The sequence below is a fragment of the Bosea sp. ANAM02 genome (assembly GCF_011764485.1).
GTDB lineage: Bacteria > Pseudomonadota > Alphaproteobacteria > Rhizobiales > Beijerinckiaceae > Allobosea.
In genome coordinates this window covers 3,182,807-3,199,995 of record NZ_AP022848.1, presented here as the reverse complement: position 1 = coordinate 3,199,995, position 17,189 = coordinate 3,182,807, and the positions used below count along the sequence as shown (strand labels likewise).

Genomic DNA, 17,189 nt, shown 5'->3' with positions numbered 1-17,189 from the left:
CCTCAGCGCTCCTTGCGCACGCCCTTAAAGGGGGTGCCGTCCTTCTTGCCGTCCATGAAGCGACCTGTGTCGCTGTCCCGCTTGGTCCACGTCTCGGTCTTGGGGTTGAAGACCTGCGAGCGATCCCGAACGGCGCCATTGCGGTGTCCGTCTCCAGAGGGGGGATTGGTGGCCATCGTTATCTCCTGTGTGGGGAGGTTTCGGGGTGCTGAAACTCGTTCGGATCTACACCGCTCAACTACCGCCTCATCTCGGGCTGTGACCTGACGAGGCGGCGGACTGTCATCGAGGAGACTTGGTTGCCCATCGCCCCTCTGGCGGGGCGGCGGCCGCGAGTTCGGTCGCCTTTAACCCAGTGCCCCTTGGTAGGCGGGGTCACTGACAAACTATGGCCCTAGTGACCATGATCCGAGGCGGATACGGACAAGCGGTGGTCGAAGCACATGCCGAGTTTTCCCAGCCATCGTTCCTCCTTGGGGCAGGAGATCTCGATCGAGCGTTCATTCTATGTTCTGCCTGCGATCTGGCGGCGAGGAACAGTTGCCTCGCCGCCAGATCAAAATCTTGGCCACCCCATCCATTGGCAATCGTGACAGATCGAACTGGTGATTTCGCAGTCCGGGAAATCGCCTAAGTGATTCCTGTCACTACACTATTTGTCGAATCTCCGTGCGGTTCATGACAATCCATTCGGGGTTTCGCACCTACAGTTAACCCGGAATAATCATGAGCACCCGGTTGTCGAACCGCAGGTGTTGCACTTCAGGCAGGTGCCGTTGCGGACCAGCGTGAAGTTGCCGCATTCGCCGCATGAGTCGCCGACATAGCCCTTCATGATCGCCTCGGCCCGGCGTTCCGACTGGCTCGGCTGGGCGGCTGGCGCCGCGAAGCCGAGCTTGGCCATCTCCGCTTCGCCATAGGCCTCGGGCTCCTCCTTCAGCGCGGTGGCGCCGGCGGTGGCAAGGCCGATCGCCGAGGTCGCCGAACGGGCAACCGCGTCGTTCGCCGCGCCGCCGCCCTGGATGGCCAGCAGGTTGATCGGCTTGCCGCGGCGGAAGCCGGTGGAGGCCAGCGGAGTGGTCGCGACCGGGGTCGCATCCGGCGCCTTGTCCTGGCCGACGCCGCTGCCCATCACGTCGTGGCCGATCTCGCTCGGGTCGACATGGGCGAGGTCGTTGCGGCCGAGATAGGAGATCGCCAGCTCGCGGAAGACGTAGTCGAGGATCGAGGTCGCATTCTTGATCGACTGGTTGCCGGCGACGAAGCCCGAGGGCTCGAAGCGGGTGAAGGTGAAGGCCTCGACATACTCCTCCAGCGGCACGCCGTATTGCAGGCCGAGCGAGACCGCGATGGCGAAATTGTTCATCATCGCCCGGAAGGCCGCGCCCTCCTTGTGCATGTCGATGAAGATCTCGCCGAGGCGCCCGTCCGAATATTCGCCGGTATGGACATAGACCTTGTGGCCGCCGACGGTGGCCTTCTGGATATAGCCCGTGCGGCGATCCGGCATCTTCTCGCGCTCGCGCTTGCGTTCGATGCGCTCGACGATGCGCTCGACGATCTTTTCCGAGATCTGGGTGGCACGCGCCGCCATCGGCTGCGCGACCAGCGTCTCGACCGCGTCGTCCCCCTCGTCGTCATCATCCGAGATTAGGGCCGCGTTCAGCGGCTGCGAGAGCTTGGAGCCGTCGCGGTAGAGGGCGTTCGCTTTCAGCGCCAGCTTCCAGGAGAGCATATAGGCGCTCTTGCAGTCCTCGACCGTCGCCTCGTTCGGCATGTTGATGGTCTTGGAGATAGCGCCCGAGATGAAGGGCTGGGCTGCCGCCATCATGCGGATATGGCTCTCGACCGAGAGATAGCGCTTGCCGATGCGGCCGCAGGGGTTGGCGCAATCGAAGACGTTGTAGTGCTCGGTCTTCAGGTGGGGGGCGCCTTCCAGGGTCATCGCGCCGCAGACATGGACATTGGCGGCCTCGATCTCGGCCTTGCTGAAGCCGAGGAAGGGCAGGAGCTCGAACGACATGTCGTTGAGCTTCTCGGCCGGGACCTTGAGCGTGCCGGTGAGGAAATCCTCGCCCAGCGTCCACTTGTTGAAGACGAACTTGATGTCGAAGGCGCTCTTCAGCCCCTTCTCGACCGCCTCGATCTTCTCGTCGGTGAAGCCCTTGGCCCGCAGTGTCGACGGGTTGATGCCCGGCGCCTGCTTCATCGAGCCGTGGCCGACGGCATAGGCCTCGATCTCGGCGATATCCGCCTCGCGATAGCCCAGCGCGCGGAGCGCATCCGGAACGGCGCGGTTGATGATCTTGAAGTAGCCGCCGCCGGCGAGCTTCTTGAACTTCACCAGCGCGAAATCGGGCTCGATGCCGGTGGTGTCGCAATCCATGACGAGGCCGATCGTGCCGGTCGGCGCGATCACGGTCGCCTGGGCGTTGCGGTAGCCGTAGCGCTTGCCCTGCTCGAGAGCCTCGTCCCAGACGATGCGCGAGCGCTCCGCCATGGTGACGGCCGAGCCGCCGAGGCGGGCCAGCGTCGCGTGGTCGAGCGGTACCGGGGTGACGCTCAGGCCCTCGTAGCCGTCGGCGAGGCCATGGGCCGCGGTGCGGTGGTTGCGGATGACGCGCAGCATGTGGCTGGCGTTCTTCTTGTAGCCGGGGAAGGGGCCGAGCTCGCCCGCCATCTCGGCCGAGGTCGCATAGGCCACGCCGGTCATGATCGCGGTCAGCGCACCGGCGAGAGCGCGGCCCTCGTCGGAATCGTAGCCGAGGCCCATGGTCATCAGCAGGCCGCCGATATTGGCGTAGCCGAGGCCGAGCGTGCGGTACTCGTAGGAGAGCTCGGCGATCTCGCGACTCGGGAACTGCGCCATCGTCACCGAGATTTCGAGCACGACGGTCCAGAGCCGGCAGAGATGCTCATAGGCCGCGACGTCGAAGGACTTGGTTTCGGTGTCGTAGAACTGCAGCAGGTTGGCCGAGGCCAGGTTGCAGGCGGTATCGTCGAGGAACATGTACTCGGAGCACGGGTTGGACGCCCGGATCCGGCCGGAAGCCGGGCAGGTGTGCCAGTCGTTCATCGTCGAGTTGAAATGCAGGCCGGGATCGGCCGAAGCCCAGGCGGCGTAGCCGATCTTCTCCCAGAGGTCGCGGGCCTTCAGCGTCTTGACGACCTTGCCGGTGGTGCGGCCGGTGAGGTTCCAGTCGTTGTCGTTCTCGACGGCGCGCAGGAAATCGTTGGTCAGCGAGACCGAGTTGTTGGAGTTCTGGCCGGAGACGGTGAGATAGGCGTCGGAATCCCAGTCGGTGTCATAGGTGTCGAAGGAGATATCCTTGTAGCCCTGCCTGGCGAACTGGATGACGCGCTTGATGTAGTTGTCCGGCACCAGCGCCTTGCGGGCGAGCTTGATCTCGCGCTTCAGGGCCGGGTTCTTCTCGGGATCGAAGCAGGAATCGGCGTCGCCTTCGCAGTTCACGCAGGCCTTGAGCACGGCCTTCATGTGCTTCTTGACGGTCTTGGAACCGGTGACGAGGGCGGCGACCTTCTGCTCCTCCTTCACCTTCCAGTCGATATACGCCTCGATATCCGGGTGGTCGGCATCGACCACGACCATCTTGGCGGCGCGTCGCGTCGTGCCGCCCGACTTGATGGCGCCGGCGGCGCGGTCGCCGATCTTGAGGAAGGACATCAGGCCCGAGGACTTGCCCCCGCCCGCGAGCTTCTCGCCTTCGCCGCGCAGCATCGAGAAGTTCGAGCCGGTGCCGGAGCCGTATTTGAACAGGCGGGCCTCACGGACCCAGAGGTCCATGATGCCGCCCTCGTTGACGAGGTCGTCCTGCACGCCCTGGATGAAGCAGGCATGCGGCTGCGGGTGCTCGTAGCTCGACTTCGACTTCACCAGCTTGCCGGTCTTGAAGTCGACGTAGAAATGGCCCTGGCTGGGACCGTCGATGCCATAGGCCCAGTGCAGGCCGGTGTTGAACCATTGCGGCGAGTTCGGCGCGACGCGCTGGGTCGCGAGCATGAAACGCAACTCGTCATGGAAGGCCGCGGCATCCTCCTCGGAGGAGAAATAGCCGCCCTTCCAGCCCCAATAGGTCCAGCAGCCGGCGAGGCGGTCGAAGACCTGCTTCGACGAGATCTCGGAGCCGTAGCGCTCGCCCTCGGGCAGTTCGGCGAGAGCGGCCTCGTCGGCGACCGAACGCCAGAGGAAGGAGGGAACGTCGTTCTCCTCGATCGTCTTCAGGCGGGCCGGCACGCCGGCCTTGCGGAAATACTTCTGCGCGAGCACGTCGCTGGCGACCTGCGACCAGGTCTCGGGAACCTCGATGCCTTCGAGCCGGAAGACGACGGAGCCGTCCGGGTTCTTGATCTCGCTGACGGCCGATCGGAACGGGATCGCGGCATAGGGCGACTGTCCGGCGGTGGTGTAGCGGCGCTCGATGCGCATGATCTTTGTCCCTTGATCTGCCGCGGGCCCGCTCTGCGAAGCCACGCGCGGCCGGTTGATCACCGGCTCCTGATGTCAGCCCAACTCGGTTTGATGCCCTGTGGGATCTCCGCGGTGTGGCCCCGCCGATGGTCCCGGACGCGCCCAAAATGCCCGCGCAAATCCGTTCGCTTCCGCTGTTGACGGCGGATGCGGCGGCAGGCCCGGAACACACTGGAAAACTAGGGTTACGCAGTCATCCAGAGGGGGTGCCGCCGGCCGTCATGCGATGGTCAAAATCTAGTGCAGATGCTGGTCGGGCGTCAAGGAATAGTGCCCTGCGATCCCTGTGGACACGACATCTGGTAGGGATATGTGGGTTATGGGGATAAGTTGCAAGGCCCCGGCTAAGCCCCGGAAATCGCCGGGGAATCGGAGGCGCCTCGGCAAGATTGCCACAGTGCCGGAGGAAGCGCAGTCCCTAAAATCCCCGCTATTCATGGTTGATGGAGTGTGAATTCCGGATGACGTCCGCACGTTTGCAGACGGCGGATGCGGGGACCGCCGCAAGTGCTTGAAGTCGGTACGCTTCGCTGGGGAATCATGGCGCTGGCCGAGCCGAATCGCGGCGAAATTCTGGCGGAGCGCCGCCGAGAATCAGCGGTCGACCACGGTCGGGAATCGAGCCGGGAGCCATTTGGGCGACATGGTGACGGCCGGGCTCTGTGGACATTTGGCCGTACCAGCCTCGTCCTCCACCGCCGTCATTCCGGGGCAGGTCGAAGGCCTGCCCCGGAATGACGGCGGGGTTCTGCACGGACTTGCAGCGAAAACTGTCGACAGCCTCTGACCATTATTGCCATCGCGATTGTGGACATTGCCGGGGGAGCAGCCGTGCCCGCGCAACCTGACGACCGCGCTGCCACCTTCCGGGCTGGACATGGCAGGGTCCTGCCGCCATAAGTCGGGCCAAGACGCGCCGTCCTCTCCGCATGGCGCTGCAAGCGCATGGACTTGAGGCAATGAAGGACTGGCTGCTGCAGATCTTCACCTGGTGGAACGGCCAGACGATCGGCACCCGCTTCCACACCTGGCGCTTCGGCGAGAAGGTGGGTGAGGACGAGTTCGGCAATGTCTATTACCGCACCAAGGGTGGGGTGAAGGACAAGGCGCTCGGCTTCCAGCGCCGCTGGGTGATCTACAAGGGCGAGGCCGAGGCTTCCAAGGTGCCGCCCGGCTGGAACGGCTGGCTGCATCACACCGTCGATGTCGCGCCTTCCGAGGAAAGCTATCAGCCGCGCGAGTGGCAGCAGCCGCATCAGCAGAACTGGACCGGCACCGCTCTGGCCTATCGTCCGCAGGGCTCGACGCTGGCCGAGGGCGAGCGTCCGGCGGCGACCGGCGACTATCAGGCCTGGACGCCGGGCCGCTGAGGCTCCCGGCGGAGCGCATCCATGCGCATCGCCATCCAGACATTCGGCACGCGCGGTGATGTCCAGCCTTATCTCGCGCTGGCCCGCGGCCTGATTGCGCGCGGTCACGATGTCCAATTGGCCGCACCCGAACAGTTCTCCGATCTGGCCTCACGCCTGAAAGTTCCCTTTGCGCCGCTGCCCGGCACGCTGCTCGACCTGCTCGACAGCGACGCGGGAAAGGCCGCGGTCGCCGCAGGCCGCGGTTTCTCGGCAGGCCTGGCCCTGCTCGGCAGGATCAAGCCGGCGATGACCCGGCTGATGGATGCGGAATGGGAGGCCCTGCGGGGTTTCCGGCCGGATCTGATCCTGCATCATCCCAAGTCGCTGGCGAGCCCGGCCATCGCTGCCAGGCTCCGCGCGAAAACGATGCTCGCCTCGCCCTTGCCGGGGTTCACGCCGACCTCCGCCTTTGCCAGCCCCATCCTGCCGATCAGGTTGCCCGGGTTTCTGAACAAGCCCAGCCACGCCGTGATGCGCCTGGCACCGAGAATGCTGTTCGGGCGTCTGCTGGCGCGATGGCGGCGGGAGAGGCTCGGGCGGAATGGCGGCCCGCCGGACACCTCGATCGGCGTGCTCTATGCCTATAGCCGCCATGTGCTGCCGGTTCCGCCCGACTGGGATCGCGAACGCGTCCATGTCTGCGGCTACTGGTTCCTTGACGAGCCCGGGAGCGCGCTGTCGCCGGCGCTGGCTGGCTTCCTCGCGGGCGGAGCGCCTCCTGTCTATGTCGGCTTCGGGAGCATGCCCGGAGACCGGCCACGCGAGTTGACCGCCGCCATCGTCGCCGGGCTCCGGCAGGCGGGCCTGCGCGGCATTCTCGCCAGCGGCGGCGGGGCGCTGGAGTTCGCCGGGCCCGGAGACGACATGCTCGCGATCGATGCGGCGCCGCATGACCGGCTGTTCCCGCATGTCGCCGCGACGCTGCATCATGGCGGTGCCGGAACGACGGGTGCGAGTCTGCGCGCTGGCGTGCCCACCGCAATCCGGCCGTTCTTCGGCGACCAGCCTTTCTGGGCCGAGCGGATCAGGGCGCTCGGAGTGGGGCCGGGAGCCTTGCCACGTCAACTCACCCCCGACATCGTGGCCGCGGCGGCCCACGCGCTGCAGGCGCCGGACAGGCGAAGGCGCGCGGCAGCGCTGGGGGAGGCGATCCGGGCCGAACGGGGCATCGAGGCCGCGATCCTCGACATCGAGGAGCGGATGCGAGCGTGAGCGCCTCTCAGGGGGCGGGCGCCCTTTTTCCGCTGCCTTTGCCGTGTTACTGCGCGTCGTCGCGTATCGCGCGCGACCTCGGAGAGATTCGCGCCAGCATGCCGTCGTTCTTTCGTTTTCCCATCCTGGCAGGCCTCGCCACGAGCGCGCTGGCGCTGCTGTCGGCCGCCGGGCCCGCACAGGCGGACCGCATCCGCAATCCGACCGCCGTCTTCGCCGGGCTCGACAAGATCACCGGGCGCATCATCTCCTTCGAGGTGGCGATCGACGAGACCGTGCAGTTCGGCGCCCTCCAGTTGACGCCGCGCGTCTGCTGGACGCGGCCGCCCACCGAGGCGCCGCAGACCGACGCCTTCGTCGAGGTCGACGAGGTCACGGTCAAGAACGAGTACCGGCGCATCTTCACCGGCTGGATGTATGCGGCGAGCCCCGGCCTGCACGGCGTCGAGCATGCGATCTACGACGCCTGGCTGACCGATTGCAAAGGCGGGACCGAACTCGTCGTCGATCCCAAGGAGCCGGAAGCGCCGCCAGCCGAGGATCCGCGTCGGCCGCGCACGCCGCCGCGCGATGCTAGCCAGCCCCTGCCCGGGCAGCAGCCCGCGCAGCCGTCGCCGGGCGGGCGCATCGATGTCGAGCCGCCGCGCGGCGTGCCGGTGCAGCCGCAACGGCCGAGCCAGCGCTTCTTCCCGACCAATCCCGCTCCGGGCCGCGATCCCTATATGGGCGGCAACTGACCCGGCCGGCCTGCGGACCGGCGCTCAGATCCAGGTGAGCGCCTCGCGGCCACAGATCGGCTTGGCCGTCGATGCGGTCCTCCAGTCGCCCGGATGCCGGAGCGCCTCGTCGAGCAGGCCGCGATAGCTTTCGCGGGGGATTTCGATCGTGCCGAACTGGGCGAGATGGCCGGTCTGGAACTGGGTGTCCAGCAGCCGATAGCCGCCGCGCCGCAGACGGGCGACGAGATGGACGAGCGCGACCTTCGAGGCGTCGGTTTCGCGGTGGAACATGCTCTCGCCGAAAAAGGCGCCGCCGAGCGAAAGCCCGTAGAGGCCGCCGACGAGCCGGCCCTCGCGCCAGCATTCGACCGTATGGACATGGCCGAGCGCGAAGAGCTCGCCGAAGATCTCGCGGATGCGCCGGTTGATCCAGGTTTCGGTCCGATCCGGCTTGGCCTCGGCGCAGGCCGCGATCACGGCGTCGAAGGCGGTATCGATCCTGATCTCGAACCGGTCCGAGCGTACGGTGCGGGCAAGCCGCGACGAGAGATGGAAGCTGTCGAGCGGGATGATGCCGCGCAATTCCGGCTCGACCCAGAACAGGCCGGGATCGTCGGCGCTCTCCGCCATCGGGAAGATGCCGGCCGCATAGGCGCGCAGCATGATCTCCGGCGTGATCGCGGGGGTGCGGACGGGCACGGAACGAGCCTTCATGACCGGATGGGAGCGCGGGGCACGGCTTCTGTCAAACGAAGGCTATGGGATCGACGGGTCTCGTCATGCTCGGGCTTGACCCGAGCATCTCGTGACGGAGAGGCGCCTTCTTCCGGCAAGAGATTCTCGGGTCTGCGCTTCGCGCTGCCCGAGAATGACGTTCGTGCCACTTCACATGAGCCTTCCGGCCATGACTTCAGACATCACCTGAAGTCATGACCGCAAGAGGCTGCCAGATCAGCCTTCCGTCGGCTCGGCGCCTGGCACCTCGTCGGCCGCTTCGCCGTCCTCGCCGCCTTCGCCGTCGTCGTTGATGCATTCGACCGAGACGACCTTCTCATCCTTGGCGGTGTTGAAGACCGTCACGCCCTGCGTCGAGCGCCCGGCGATGCGGATGCGGTTATCCGGGCCGGCATCGACCGGCACGCGGATGAGCTGGCCGCCATCCGTGACCAGCATGAGCTGGTCGCTGTCGAGGGCCGGGAAGGAGGCGACGAGCTTGCCGTTGCGGTCGTTGACGACCATGGCGACGATGCCCTTGCCGCCGCGCCCGGTGACCCGGTACTCGAAGGACGAAGTGCGCTTGCCGTAGCCACGCTCCGATATGGTCAGGATGAACTGCTCGGCCGCGCCCATGGCGGCGTATTTCTCCTGGCCCAGCTCGATATCGCCGGCGCTCTCCTCGGCATCGGCTTCCACCGACGCCGCGACCTCGGCTCCTTCCTCGGCCTCGCCGGTCAGCGCCCTACGGGCGGCCGCTGCGCGCTTCAGATAGGCGGCGCGCTCGTCCGGCGTGGCGTCGAGATGCGTCAGGATCGCGAGCGAGATCACCTCGTCGCCCTTGGCGAGGTTGATGCCGCGCACGCCGGTCGAGTCGCGGCCCTTGAACACGCGCACTTCCGGCACCGCGAAGCGGATGCACTGGCCGTCGGCCGTGGTCAGCAGCACGTCGTCGTTCTCGGTACAGATCTGCACGTCGACGATATGGTCGCCCTCGTCGAGCTTCATCGCGATCTTGCCGGCGCGGTTGACGTTGACGAAGTCGGAGAGCTTGTTGCGGCGCACCCCGCCCGAGGCGGTGGCGAACATCACGTCGAGCGTCTCCCAGCTCGCCTCGTCCTCCGGCAGCGGCATGATCGTGGTGATGCGCTCGCCGGCCTCGATCGGCAGCATGTTGACCAGCGCCTTGCCGCGCGCGTTCGGCGCCGAAAGCGGCAGGCGCCAGACCTTCTCCTTGTAGACTTGGCCTTCCGAGGAGAAGAACAGCACCGGCGTGTGCGTCGAGGCGACAAACAGCCGCGCGACGAAATCCTCGTCCTTGGTCGCCATGCCGGAGCGGCCCTTGCCGCCGCGGCGCTGCGCCCGATAGGTCGAGAGCGGCACGCGCTTGATGTAGCCGCCATGGCTGACGGTGACGACCATGTCCTCGCGGGCGATCAGGTCCTCGTCGTCGAGATCGGAGCCCCAGTCCTGGATCTCGGTGCGGCGCGGCGTGGCGAAGGCGTTCCTGACCTCGGCGAGCTCGGCCTTGACGATCGACTGGATGCGGGCGCGCGAGCGCAGGATGTCGAGATAATCCGCGATCTCCTTCGCGAGCTTCTCCAGCTCGTCGCCGATCTCGTCGCGGCCCAGGGCGGTGAGGCGCGACAGGCGCAGTTCGAGGATCGCCTTGGCCTGCGCGTCCGAGAGCCGGTAGGTGCCGTCCGGGTTCATCGGGTGGCGCGGGTCGTCGACCAGCGCGATCAGCGGGGCGATGTCGTCGGCCGGCCAGTCGCGCGCCATCAGCGATTCATGCGCGGCGGCCGGCGTCGGCGCCGTGCGGATCAGGCGGATGACCTCGTCGATATTGGCGACGGCGGTGGCGAGGCCGCAGAGCACATGGGCGCGCTCACGGGCCTTGTTCAGGAGGTAGCGCGTGCGCCGCGACACGACGAGCTCACGGAACTCGACGAAGGCGGTGATGAAGTCCTTGAGGTTCAGGACTTCCGGGCGGCCGCCGTTCAGCGCCACCATGTTGGCGCCGAAGGAGGTCTGCAGCGGGGTAAAGCGGTAGAGCTGGTTCAGCACGACATCGGCGACGGCGTCGCGCTTGATCTCGATGACGACGCGCACGCCCTCGCGGCTGGATTCGTCGCGCAGGTCGGAGATGCCCTCGATGCGCTTCTCGCGGACAAGATCGGCGATCTTCTCGACCATCGTCGCCTTGTTCACTTGATAGGGAATCTCGGTGACGACGATCGCCTCGCGCTCCTTGCGCATCTCCTCGATATGCGTCTTCGAACGCATCACGATCGAGCCGCGCCCGGTGTGATAGGCCGAATGGATGCCGCTGCGGCCCATGATCGAGGCGCCGGTCGGGAAATCCGGGCCGGGGACGATCTCGATCAGGTCGTCGATCGAGATCTCGGGATCGTCGATATAGGCGACGCAGGCGTCGATGACCTCACCGAGATTATGCGGCGGGATGTTGGTGGCCATGCCGACCGCGATGCCGCCGGCGCCGTTGACCAGCAGGTTCGGGTAGCGCGCCGGCAGGACCGTCGGCTCATGCTCCTTGCCGTCGTAGTTCGGCTGGAAATCGACCGTGTCGAGGTCGAGATCCTCGAGCAGCGGCATCGCCGCCTTGTCGAGGCGCGCCTCGGTATAACGGTCGGCGGCGGGTGAATCGCCGTCCATCGAGCCGAAATTGCCCTGGCCGTCGATCAGGGGCAGGCGCAGCGAGAAGTCCTGCGCCATGCGCACCAGCGCGTCATAGACCGCGAGATTGCCGTGCGGATGGTACTTACCCATCGTGTCGCCGACGATGCGGGCGCATTTGGTATAGGGCCGCTCGGGCAGGTTCTTGTTCTCGTGCATCGAGAACAGGATGCGGCGGTGGACCGGCTTCAGGCCGTCGCGGACATCGGGCAGAGCGCGGCTCACGATCACGCTCATGGCGTAATCGAGATAGCTCTTCTTCATCTCGTCGGTGATCGCGATCGGCTTGATGTCGCCGCCGAAGTCCGGGGCTCCGTCGCGCTTGTCGTCGGTATCGTCGCTCAAGGGGAAATGTCCCGATTCCTGCTGGTTTTTCAGCCTTCTGGCTATCCGATTCCGGCGGGAGAAGCCAGCGAAAGCGGGCTCTGTCCAAGCAAAAATTCCCTGAGCGAATTCAGCATCTTACGGGCTGTTTTCAGACGTCTTCCGACACGCTGCCATATTCCGGCCTTTCTTGGCGCGTGACGGCGGGCCTTGGGCATGCTGATGTGGCGCCATGTTCGTCGAATTCGCCACCGCCGCGCTCGTCACCATGCTGGTGACGCTCGATCCGCCGGGCCTCGCGCCGATCTTCCTGTCGCTCACGCGCGGGATGTCGGAGGGCGAGCGCAAGCAGGTCGCGATCCGCGCCTCGATCATCGCCTTCTGCATCATGGCCTTCTTCGCCGTCGCGGGCGACATCGTGCTGAAGGCGCTCGGCGTCTCGCTGCCGGCCTTCCGCATCGCGGGCGGGCTCCTGCTGTTCTGGATCGCCTTCGAGATGGTGTTCGAGCGCCGCACCGAGCGCAAGCAGCAGACGGCCGAGACCGCGATCACGCAGGATCATATCCGCAATGTCGCGGCTTTCCCGCTGGCGATCCCGCTGATGGCGGGGCCGGGGGCGCTCACCGCAATGATCCTGCTCGCCGGCCGGGCCCATGGCGATCCGCTGCTGCTGGCGACGCTTGCGGCGATTTGCGGGCTGGTGGTGTTCTCCTGCCTCCTCGTGTTCCTGACGGCGACGCCGATCGCGAAGCTGCTCGGCGTCACCGGCAATATCGTGCTGACGCGCCTGCTGGGCGTGATCCTGGCGGCGCTCGCCGTACAGTTCGTGATCGACGGGATCAAGGCCGCGGCACAGGCGGGGTAGGGCGCCGCGGGAAGGCAGCTGCGCAGCAGCGCCGATCCGGGACCCATCGCGTAGAGTTCCGGAGCCCTCCGATGGATCCCAGGGCAAGCCCGGGATGACGGCGCAGTTCGGGAAGCGAGCGAAGGGCGCTGTTGCAGGGCTGATGACCTCCGAAACAGCCTCTTGCGATTAACATAAGTCAATGCTTATGTGTCGCCATGATCGAGAACGAAATCTTCAAGGCGCTGGCCGATCCGACGCGGCGCGCCATCCTCGACAAGCTGACGGCGGGCAGCCTGAACGCCAGCGCGCTGCGCGAGGGCATGGCGATCAGCCAGCCGGCGATGTCGCAGCATCTCGCGATCCTGCGTGGCGCAGGCCTCGTCAGCGAGGAGCGGCAGGGGCGCTTCGTGAACTACCGGGTCGATCCGGAGGGGCTCGCGCTGGTCGCTCGATGGCTGACGAAATACCGTGCCTTCTGGCCGGCGCGGATCGACGATCTCAGGACCTTGCTCAAGGAGATGGATCAATGAGCGGTGACGACGGTCAAGCGGCGATCGATCCTCTCGTCTTCGAATTCCAGTTCGACGAGCCGCCCGAGAAGCTCTGGCGCGCGCTCAGCACGCCGGGCCTGCGCGAACATTGGCTGCCCGAGGCGGAGCTGGCCGATCCCGAGCCGAGCGTCGTCACGCCGGGGGAGGCGCTGCGCTACCGGATGCGCGACAGCGAGCCGCCCTTTCTCGAAAGCGTGGTCACCTTCCGGGTCGGAGCCGGTGACAGCGGCGGGTCCAGCCTGCATGTGATCCATGAATTGACCGATACCCGTGTCGGGCGACCATTGACCCCTGCGAACGGCAATGCGCCGCCGGTGATGCGCGCCGCCGCCTGAGGCGGCGCGAAACCACCATCCATCCACATCCTAAACTCTGGAGTTCGCCGATGCGCGAAGCGATGCAACTCGTCCCTATGGTCGTCGAGCAGTCGAGCCGTGGGGAGCGCTCGTTCGACATCTACTCGCGGCTGCTGCGCGAGCGGATTATCTTCCTGAATGGCGAGGTCAACGACGCGATGAGCGCGCTGGTCTGCGCGCAGCTTCTCTTCCTCGAGGCGGAGAACCCGAAGAAGCCGATCCATCTCTACATCAACTCGCCGGGCGGCGTCGTGACGAGCGGCTTCGCCATGTACGACACGATGCGCTACATCCGCTCGCCCGTGCATACGCTGTGCATGGGCACGGCGCGCTCGATGGGCTCGTTCCTGCTGATGGCTGGCGAGCCCGGCGAGCGCGGGGCGCTGCCCAATGCCAGCCTGCATGTCCACCAGCCGCTCGGCGGCTTCCAGGGGCAGGCCTCCGATATTTTCATCCACGCCGAGGAGATGCGGCAGACCAAGCATCGCCTGACCCAGCTCTATGCCGAGCATTGCGGGCGCAGCTACGAGGAGGTCGAGCGCACGCTCGACCGCGACCGCTTCATGACGGCGGAAGAGGCGCTGGAATGGGGCCTGATCGACCGGATCGTCCACCGGATGGAGGAGCCGGCAGCGGCTTAAGTGGCCACTGGTCGTCATTCTCGGGCGGAGCGCAGCGGAGACCCGAGAATCTCATTCCGAAGGAGGCTCCCGCGTGCCTCCTTCACGAGATGCTCGGGTCAAGCCCGAGCATGACGGTCGGAGACCGTCACTTCTCCAGGAAGTCCCGGATCGCGCCCTCGGCCTGCTTCATCGACATCACGCCGTCGAGATGGCCGCGTGAGCCGTCGATGGTGGCATGGGTGATGTCGCGTCCGGCCGCCTTAGCCGCCTTCACCGTGGTCGCGACCATGTCGGGGGTGAAGACGAGGTCCTTCGGCTGGGTGATCAGCAGCATCGGGGCCTTGATCTTCGCCATGCCGTCGGCCAGCGAGGTGCCGCCGGCGGCGAAGAGCTGGTTCGCCTTGACGAGATAGAGGAAGTGATTGGCGTCTGAGAGCTTCGCGCGGGCCATGCCGGCATTGTCGAGCACGCTCTGGACCTGGAACTTGTTGGCGAGGGCCTTGCCGGGCTCCTCGCCCTCCTTGGCCGGGCGGCGGCCGAAGGTGGCGTTGGCCCAGTCCTGATGATTGGCCTGCAGCGTCACCGCCGTCAGCGCCTTGGCGAGGCCGGCGAGCGGCGGTGCCTTGCCGTAATAATCGCCATTATTCCAGTTGGGATCGACGAGAATGGGCGCGGCCCAGACGTCGAGCCAGGCGATCAGCATCGCGTCGGCTTCGCCGGCGCCGATCACCGGCATGGCCTTGGCGACCATCTCGGGATGGCTCGCCGCCCATTCGAAGGTCTGGAGCGAGCCCATCGAGGGGCCGGCGACCAGTGCGAGCTTCTTGATCCCGAGGCTTTCGACCAGCGCCTTCTGGACCTCGACGAAGTCGCGGATCGTGACGATGGGGAAGTCGAGCCCGTAGGGCTTGCCGGTATCGGGATTGGTCGAGGCCGGGCCGGTCGTCGTGGTCTTGGGGTCGCCGGTGTTGAGGTTCACCAGCGTGTCGGAGGACAGGACGAAGTATTTTTCGGTGTCGATCGCCTTGCCCGGGCCGATGATCGCGTCCCAGTAGCCCGGCGCCGGGTCGCTGGCCGCATATTTGCCGGCGGCGTGCGAATTGCCCGAGAAGAAATGGCAGATCAGCACGGCGTTGGATTTGTCGGCGTTGAGCGTGCCGTAGCTCTCCCAGCCGACGCGGACGTTCTTCAGCGTGCGCCCGCTCTGGGTCGTGAAGCTCGGGATCTCGAAGACCTTCTTCTCGACCGCCAGATCCTGCGCCTCGGCCATGCCTGCCGTCATCCATCCTGCCAGGGCGAGAGCGCCCATGATCCACGTCTTCATCGCGATATCCCTCCCGCCGCCGCAACAAGGTCCACCCGCATCAGAGCGGATTTCGGGGAAACGCGAAAGCGGGAAGCGTCAGCGCGTCAGCAGGGTCGGCACGAGGGCGGCGCCGGCCGGGCTCAGGAAGGCCTCGGTCTCGATCTCGAAGGCCGGCGCATCGACCGGGCCCTTGAGGACGAACGGCAGCTTCGTCGCGCCGTTCGGAGAGGCGAGCAGCGCGGTCATGTCGAGCGTGCGGGGGCGCAGCGCGGCGCTGCCGGCGATGCTGAAGCGGTAGTTCTGGCCGGTCATCTGCGCCTCGGTCAGGGCGAGAATGCCGCCGGCGATCCCGGCATTGGCGCTGATGCTCTCATAGGGCGTCTTGCCTTGCCGCCAGTCGCGCAGGGCCTGGATCGGGCTGCGCTCGGCGCGGCGGAGCAACTCGCCGAAGGCGACGCCGCCGATCTCGCCCTGCCGGGCCGCCAGATTGATGCGGCCGGTGAACGAGCCCAGCAACTCGTCGAAGGTATTGCCGACACCATCGAGGACGAGCTGGGCGTTGCCGGTGCCGCTGAGGCGCCCGAGCTGCGGCAGGTCGGATGCCGCCTGGCCGATATTCACCTTGTCGAGCCCGGCCTGAAGCTTGATGTCGATGCCGGCCGGTGCGGCAGTTGCAAGCAGGCGCCCCTTGACGCTGCCGCCATAGGCGCCGGCACGGACCAGACCGGTCTCGAAGCGCCCCTTCCTGACGAGCACATAGGTCGCGACGTCGTTGAGCCTGGCGCCTTTCAGGCGGGCAGCGTCGACGGAGATTCGCAGGTCGATATCGCGCGCGGTCCAGGCGCCGAGATCGAAAGGGACGGTGTCCGCGACATCGAACACCGGGACCGGAAGGCGGTCGAGAATGCGGCCGAGATCGAGCGTCGCGCCCGCCAGCGTGCCGGACAGCGCGAAGCGTCCCCCGCTTTCCGCGAGCTTCATCGCGCCGTCGAGGCGCTCGCCGTCGAGATTGACGACGGCGCTGTTGAACGAGACCTCGCGCGGCTTCACCTGGATATCGGCGGAGACGGCGGCGGCGCCGAGGGCCGAACCAAGGCGCGATTCCTCGCCGAACCAGCCCAGCAGCTTCGGCAGCGACGGCGTCGACAGGACGAGCGGACCGCTGATCACGGGCTCGCCGGGGCCGGACCGGGTGCCGTCGAAGCGCAGCTTCAGCAGGGAGGAGGTCGCCGACAGGGACGCCTTGGCGCTGCCGCCGGCCATCGGCCAGAGCAGGCTCAGGTCCGTCGGGACGCCGCGCCAGTTCAGCGAGCCCGACAGGGCGAGAGGCTGATTTCCGCTGCGCTCGTCGATGACGAGATCGATATCGCGCACGACGCTCTGGATCGCGCCATCGGCGCGCAGGAAGACGGAGCCTGCGCTGACGACGATCTTGCTCTGGCGTTGCAACTGCTCGAATTCGGCAAGCGCGGGGCTGAGCCACTCGGTGATGCCGTCGCTCCCGGCGGGGACGGCAATGTCGATCCGGGGCGCGACCAGGTCCACCCGGTCGAAGCTGATCCGTCCGCTGAACAGCGGCAGCAGGCGCAGATGCGCCTTGACCCGCACGGCCTCGCCGGCAAGGACGCCGTCACGCTGGATGAAGCTGACCTGGGACAGGCTGATGCGGGGGAGGGGCAGGAACGCGATCTCGGCCCGTTCGATCGCCTTGACGACGAAGCCGGTCCGCTCCTCGATCGCCTGGATCGCGCCGCGCTGGACGCGGCCGAGCGCGACGTCCCAGGACTGCATGCCGAGCAGGCCGATGGCGACGACGAGACTGAAGGCGATGATCGCGGCGCGTCTGGTCATGGACTTCCGAATCGGCACCGGGCCGAAAGTCAGCCAGCCCCCTGGCGGGACAGGGTTTAGGCCGACGAAGAAGGCTTGTCGAGGCGGG

The 17,189-nt window shown here is 66.6% G+C and carries 13 protein-coding genes; 7 read left to right on the top strand and 6 right to left on the bottom strand.

Features of this window, described 5'->3' with window-relative positions; genetic code table 11:
* Nucleotides 1-2 precede the first annotated feature (2 nt).
* Together OCUBac02_RS15300 and OCUBac02_RS15295 are read right to left on the bottom strand one after the other, a co-directional pair.
* Nucleotides 3-176: a hypothetical protein gene (locus OCUBac02_RS15300; protein WP_173046785.1), complete on the bottom strand. Its 174-nt coding sequence runs from the start codon at nucleotides 174-176 to the stop codon at nucleotides 3-5.
* A gap of 548 nt (nucleotides 177-724) precedes the next feature.
* The gene (locus OCUBac02_RS15295) at nucleotides 725-4,447 is read right to left on the bottom strand and encodes a vitamin B12-dependent ribonucleotide reductase (RefSeq protein WP_173046783.1); all 3,723 of its coding nucleotides are present in this window, start codon (nucleotides 4,445-4,447) and stop codon (nucleotides 725-727) included.
* Nucleotides 4,448-5,448: 1,001 nt separating this feature from the next.
* Between OCUBac02_RS15295 and OCUBac02_RS15290 the strand changes: the two genes are divergently transcribed.
* The 3 genes from OCUBac02_RS15290 to OCUBac02_RS15280 all read left to right on the top strand — a co-directional run bounded on the left by OCUBac02_RS15290 (nucleotide 5,449) and on the right by OCUBac02_RS15280 (nucleotide 7,850).
* Entirely contained in the window at nucleotides 5,449-5,859 is a 411-nt protein-coding gene (locus OCUBac02_RS15290) for an NADH:ubiquinone oxidoreductase subunit NDUFA12 (RefSeq protein WP_173046781.1), read from the top strand.
* A gap of 21 nt (nucleotides 5,860-5,880) precedes the next feature.
* Nucleotides 5,881-7,113 (top strand): glycosyltransferase, encoded by a 1,233-nt coding sequence (locus tag OCUBac02_RS15285; RefSeq protein WP_173046779.1) that lies wholly within the window; start codon nucleotides 5,881-5,883, stop codon nucleotides 7,111-7,113.
* A 98-nt stretch (nucleotides 7,114-7,211) separates the two neighbouring features.
* The gene (locus tag OCUBac02_RS15280) at nucleotides 7,212-7,850 is read left to right on the top strand and encodes a DUF2155 domain-containing protein (protein WP_173046777.1); all 639 of its coding nucleotides are present in this window, start codon (nucleotides 7,212-7,214) and stop codon (nucleotides 7,848-7,850) included.
* Between the two features lie 24 nt (nucleotides 7,851-7,874).
* Here OCUBac02_RS15280 and aat read toward each other — a convergent pair whose 3' ends face one another.
* Both aat and gyrA read right to left on the bottom strand, forming a co-directional pair.
* Entirely contained in the window at nucleotides 7,875-8,495 is a 621-nt protein-coding gene (gene aat, locus OCUBac02_RS15275) for a leucyl/phenylalanyl-tRNA--protein transferase (protein ID WP_244639216.1), read from the bottom strand.
* Nucleotides 8,496-8,783: 288 nt separating this feature from the next.
* The gene (gene gyrA, locus OCUBac02_RS15270; protein WP_173046773.1) at nucleotides 8,784-11,588 is read right to left on the bottom strand and encodes a DNA gyrase subunit A; all 2,805 of its coding nucleotides are present in this window, start codon (nucleotides 11,586-11,588) and stop codon (nucleotides 8,784-8,786) included.
* Nucleotides 11,589-11,799: 211 nt separating this feature from the next.
* Here gyrA and OCUBac02_RS15265 point away from each other — a divergent pair, with 211 nt between their 5' ends.
* From OCUBac02_RS15265 to OCUBac02_RS15250, 4 genes are all read left to right on the top strand, one after another.
* Nucleotides 11,800-12,432, top strand: coding sequence for a MarC family protein (locus OCUBac02_RS15265; protein ID WP_173046771.1), 633 nt, complete (start codon nucleotides 11,800-11,802; stop codon nucleotides 12,430-12,432).
* A gap of 197 nt (nucleotides 12,433-12,629) precedes the next feature.
* Nucleotides 12,630-12,944 carry an ArsR/SmtB family transcription factor gene (locus tag OCUBac02_RS15260; protein WP_173046769.1) on the top strand — a complete coding sequence of 105 codons (315 nt, stop codon included), beginning with the start codon at nucleotides 12,630-12,632 and terminating at the stop codon, nucleotides 12,942-12,944.
* Complete coding sequence (locus OCUBac02_RS15255) at nucleotides 12,941-13,300, top strand: SRPBCC family protein (protein WP_173046767.1); 360 nt, start codon at nucleotides 12,941-12,943, stop codon at nucleotides 13,298-13,300. Before OCUBac02_RS15260 ends, OCUBac02_RS15255 begins: the two co-directional genes overlap by 4 nt.
* Before the next feature lie 50 nt (nucleotides 13,301-13,350).
* Complete coding sequence (locus OCUBac02_RS15250) at nucleotides 13,351-13,962, top strand: ATP-dependent Clp protease proteolytic subunit (RefSeq protein ID WP_173046765.1); 612 nt, start codon at nucleotides 13,351-13,353, stop codon at nucleotides 13,960-13,962.
* A 127-nt stretch (nucleotides 13,963-14,089) separates the two neighbouring features.
* On the opposite strand, the gene OCUBac02_RS15245 is transcribed toward OCUBac02_RS15250, so the two are convergent.
* Together OCUBac02_RS15245 and OCUBac02_RS15240 are read right to left on the bottom strand one after the other, a co-directional pair.
* Nucleotides 14,090-15,268 (bottom strand): E22 family MetX-like putative esterase, encoded by a 1,179-nt coding sequence (locus OCUBac02_RS15245; RefSeq protein WP_173046763.1) that lies wholly within the window; start codon nucleotides 15,266-15,268, stop codon nucleotides 14,090-14,092.
* Between the two features lie 78 nt (nucleotides 15,269-15,346).
* The gene (locus OCUBac02_RS15240) at nucleotides 15,347-17,101 is read right to left on the bottom strand and encodes an AsmA family protein (RefSeq protein WP_173046761.1); all 1,755 of its coding nucleotides are present in this window, start codon (nucleotides 17,099-17,101) and stop codon (nucleotides 15,347-15,349) included.
* Between the last annotated feature and the right edge of the window lie 88 nt (nucleotides 17,102-17,189).

What these genes read in the sequence shown, in the direction of transcription:
- OCUBac02_RS15300 (WP_173046785.1), bottom strand. Translation starts at nt 176, where the DNA reads ATGGCCACCAATCCCCCCTCTGGAGACGGACACCGCAATGGCGCCGTT.
- OCUBac02_RS15295 (WP_173046783.1), bottom strand. Translation starts at nt 4,447, where the DNA reads ATGCGCATCGAGCGCCGCTACACCACCGCCGGACAGTCGCCCTATGCC.
- OCUBac02_RS15290 (WP_173046781.1), top strand. Translation starts at nt 5,449, where the DNA reads ATGAAGGACTGGCTGCTGCAGATCTTCACCTGGTGGAACGGCCAGACG.
- OCUBac02_RS15285 (WP_173046779.1), top strand. Translation starts at nt 5,881, where the DNA reads ATGCGCATCGCCATCCAGACATTCGGCACGCGCGGTGATGTCCAGCCT.
- OCUBac02_RS15280 (WP_173046777.1), top strand. Translation starts at nt 7,212, where the DNA reads ATGCCGTCGTTCTTTCGTTTTCCCATCCTGGCAGGCCTCGCCACGAGC.
- aat (WP_244639216.1), bottom strand. Translation starts at nt 8,495, where the DNA reads ATGCTGCGCGCCTATGCGGCCGGCATCTTCCCGATGGCGGAGAGCGCC.
- OCUBac02_RS15265 (WP_173046771.1), top strand. Translation starts at nt 11,800, where the DNA reads ATGTTCGTCGAATTCGCCACCGCCGCGCTCGTCACCATGCTGGTGACG.
- OCUBac02_RS15260 (WP_173046769.1), top strand. Translation starts at nt 12,630, where the DNA reads ATGATCGAGAACGAAATCTTCAAGGCGCTGGCCGATCCGACGCGGCGC.
- OCUBac02_RS15255 (WP_173046767.1), top strand. Translation starts at nt 12,941, where the DNA reads ATGAGCGGTGACGACGGTCAAGCGGCGATCGATCCTCTCGTCTTCGAA.
- OCUBac02_RS15250 (WP_173046765.1), top strand. Translation starts at nt 13,351, where the DNA reads ATGCGCGAAGCGATGCAACTCGTCCCTATGGTCGTCGAGCAGTCGAGC.
- OCUBac02_RS15245 (WP_173046763.1), bottom strand. Translation starts at nt 15,268, where the DNA reads ATGAAGACGTGGATCATGGGCGCTCTCGCCCTGGCAGGATGGATGACG.
- OCUBac02_RS15240 (WP_173046761.1), bottom strand. Translation starts at nt 17,101, where the DNA reads ATGACCAGACGCGCCGCGATCATCGCCTTCAGTCTCGTCGTCGCCATC.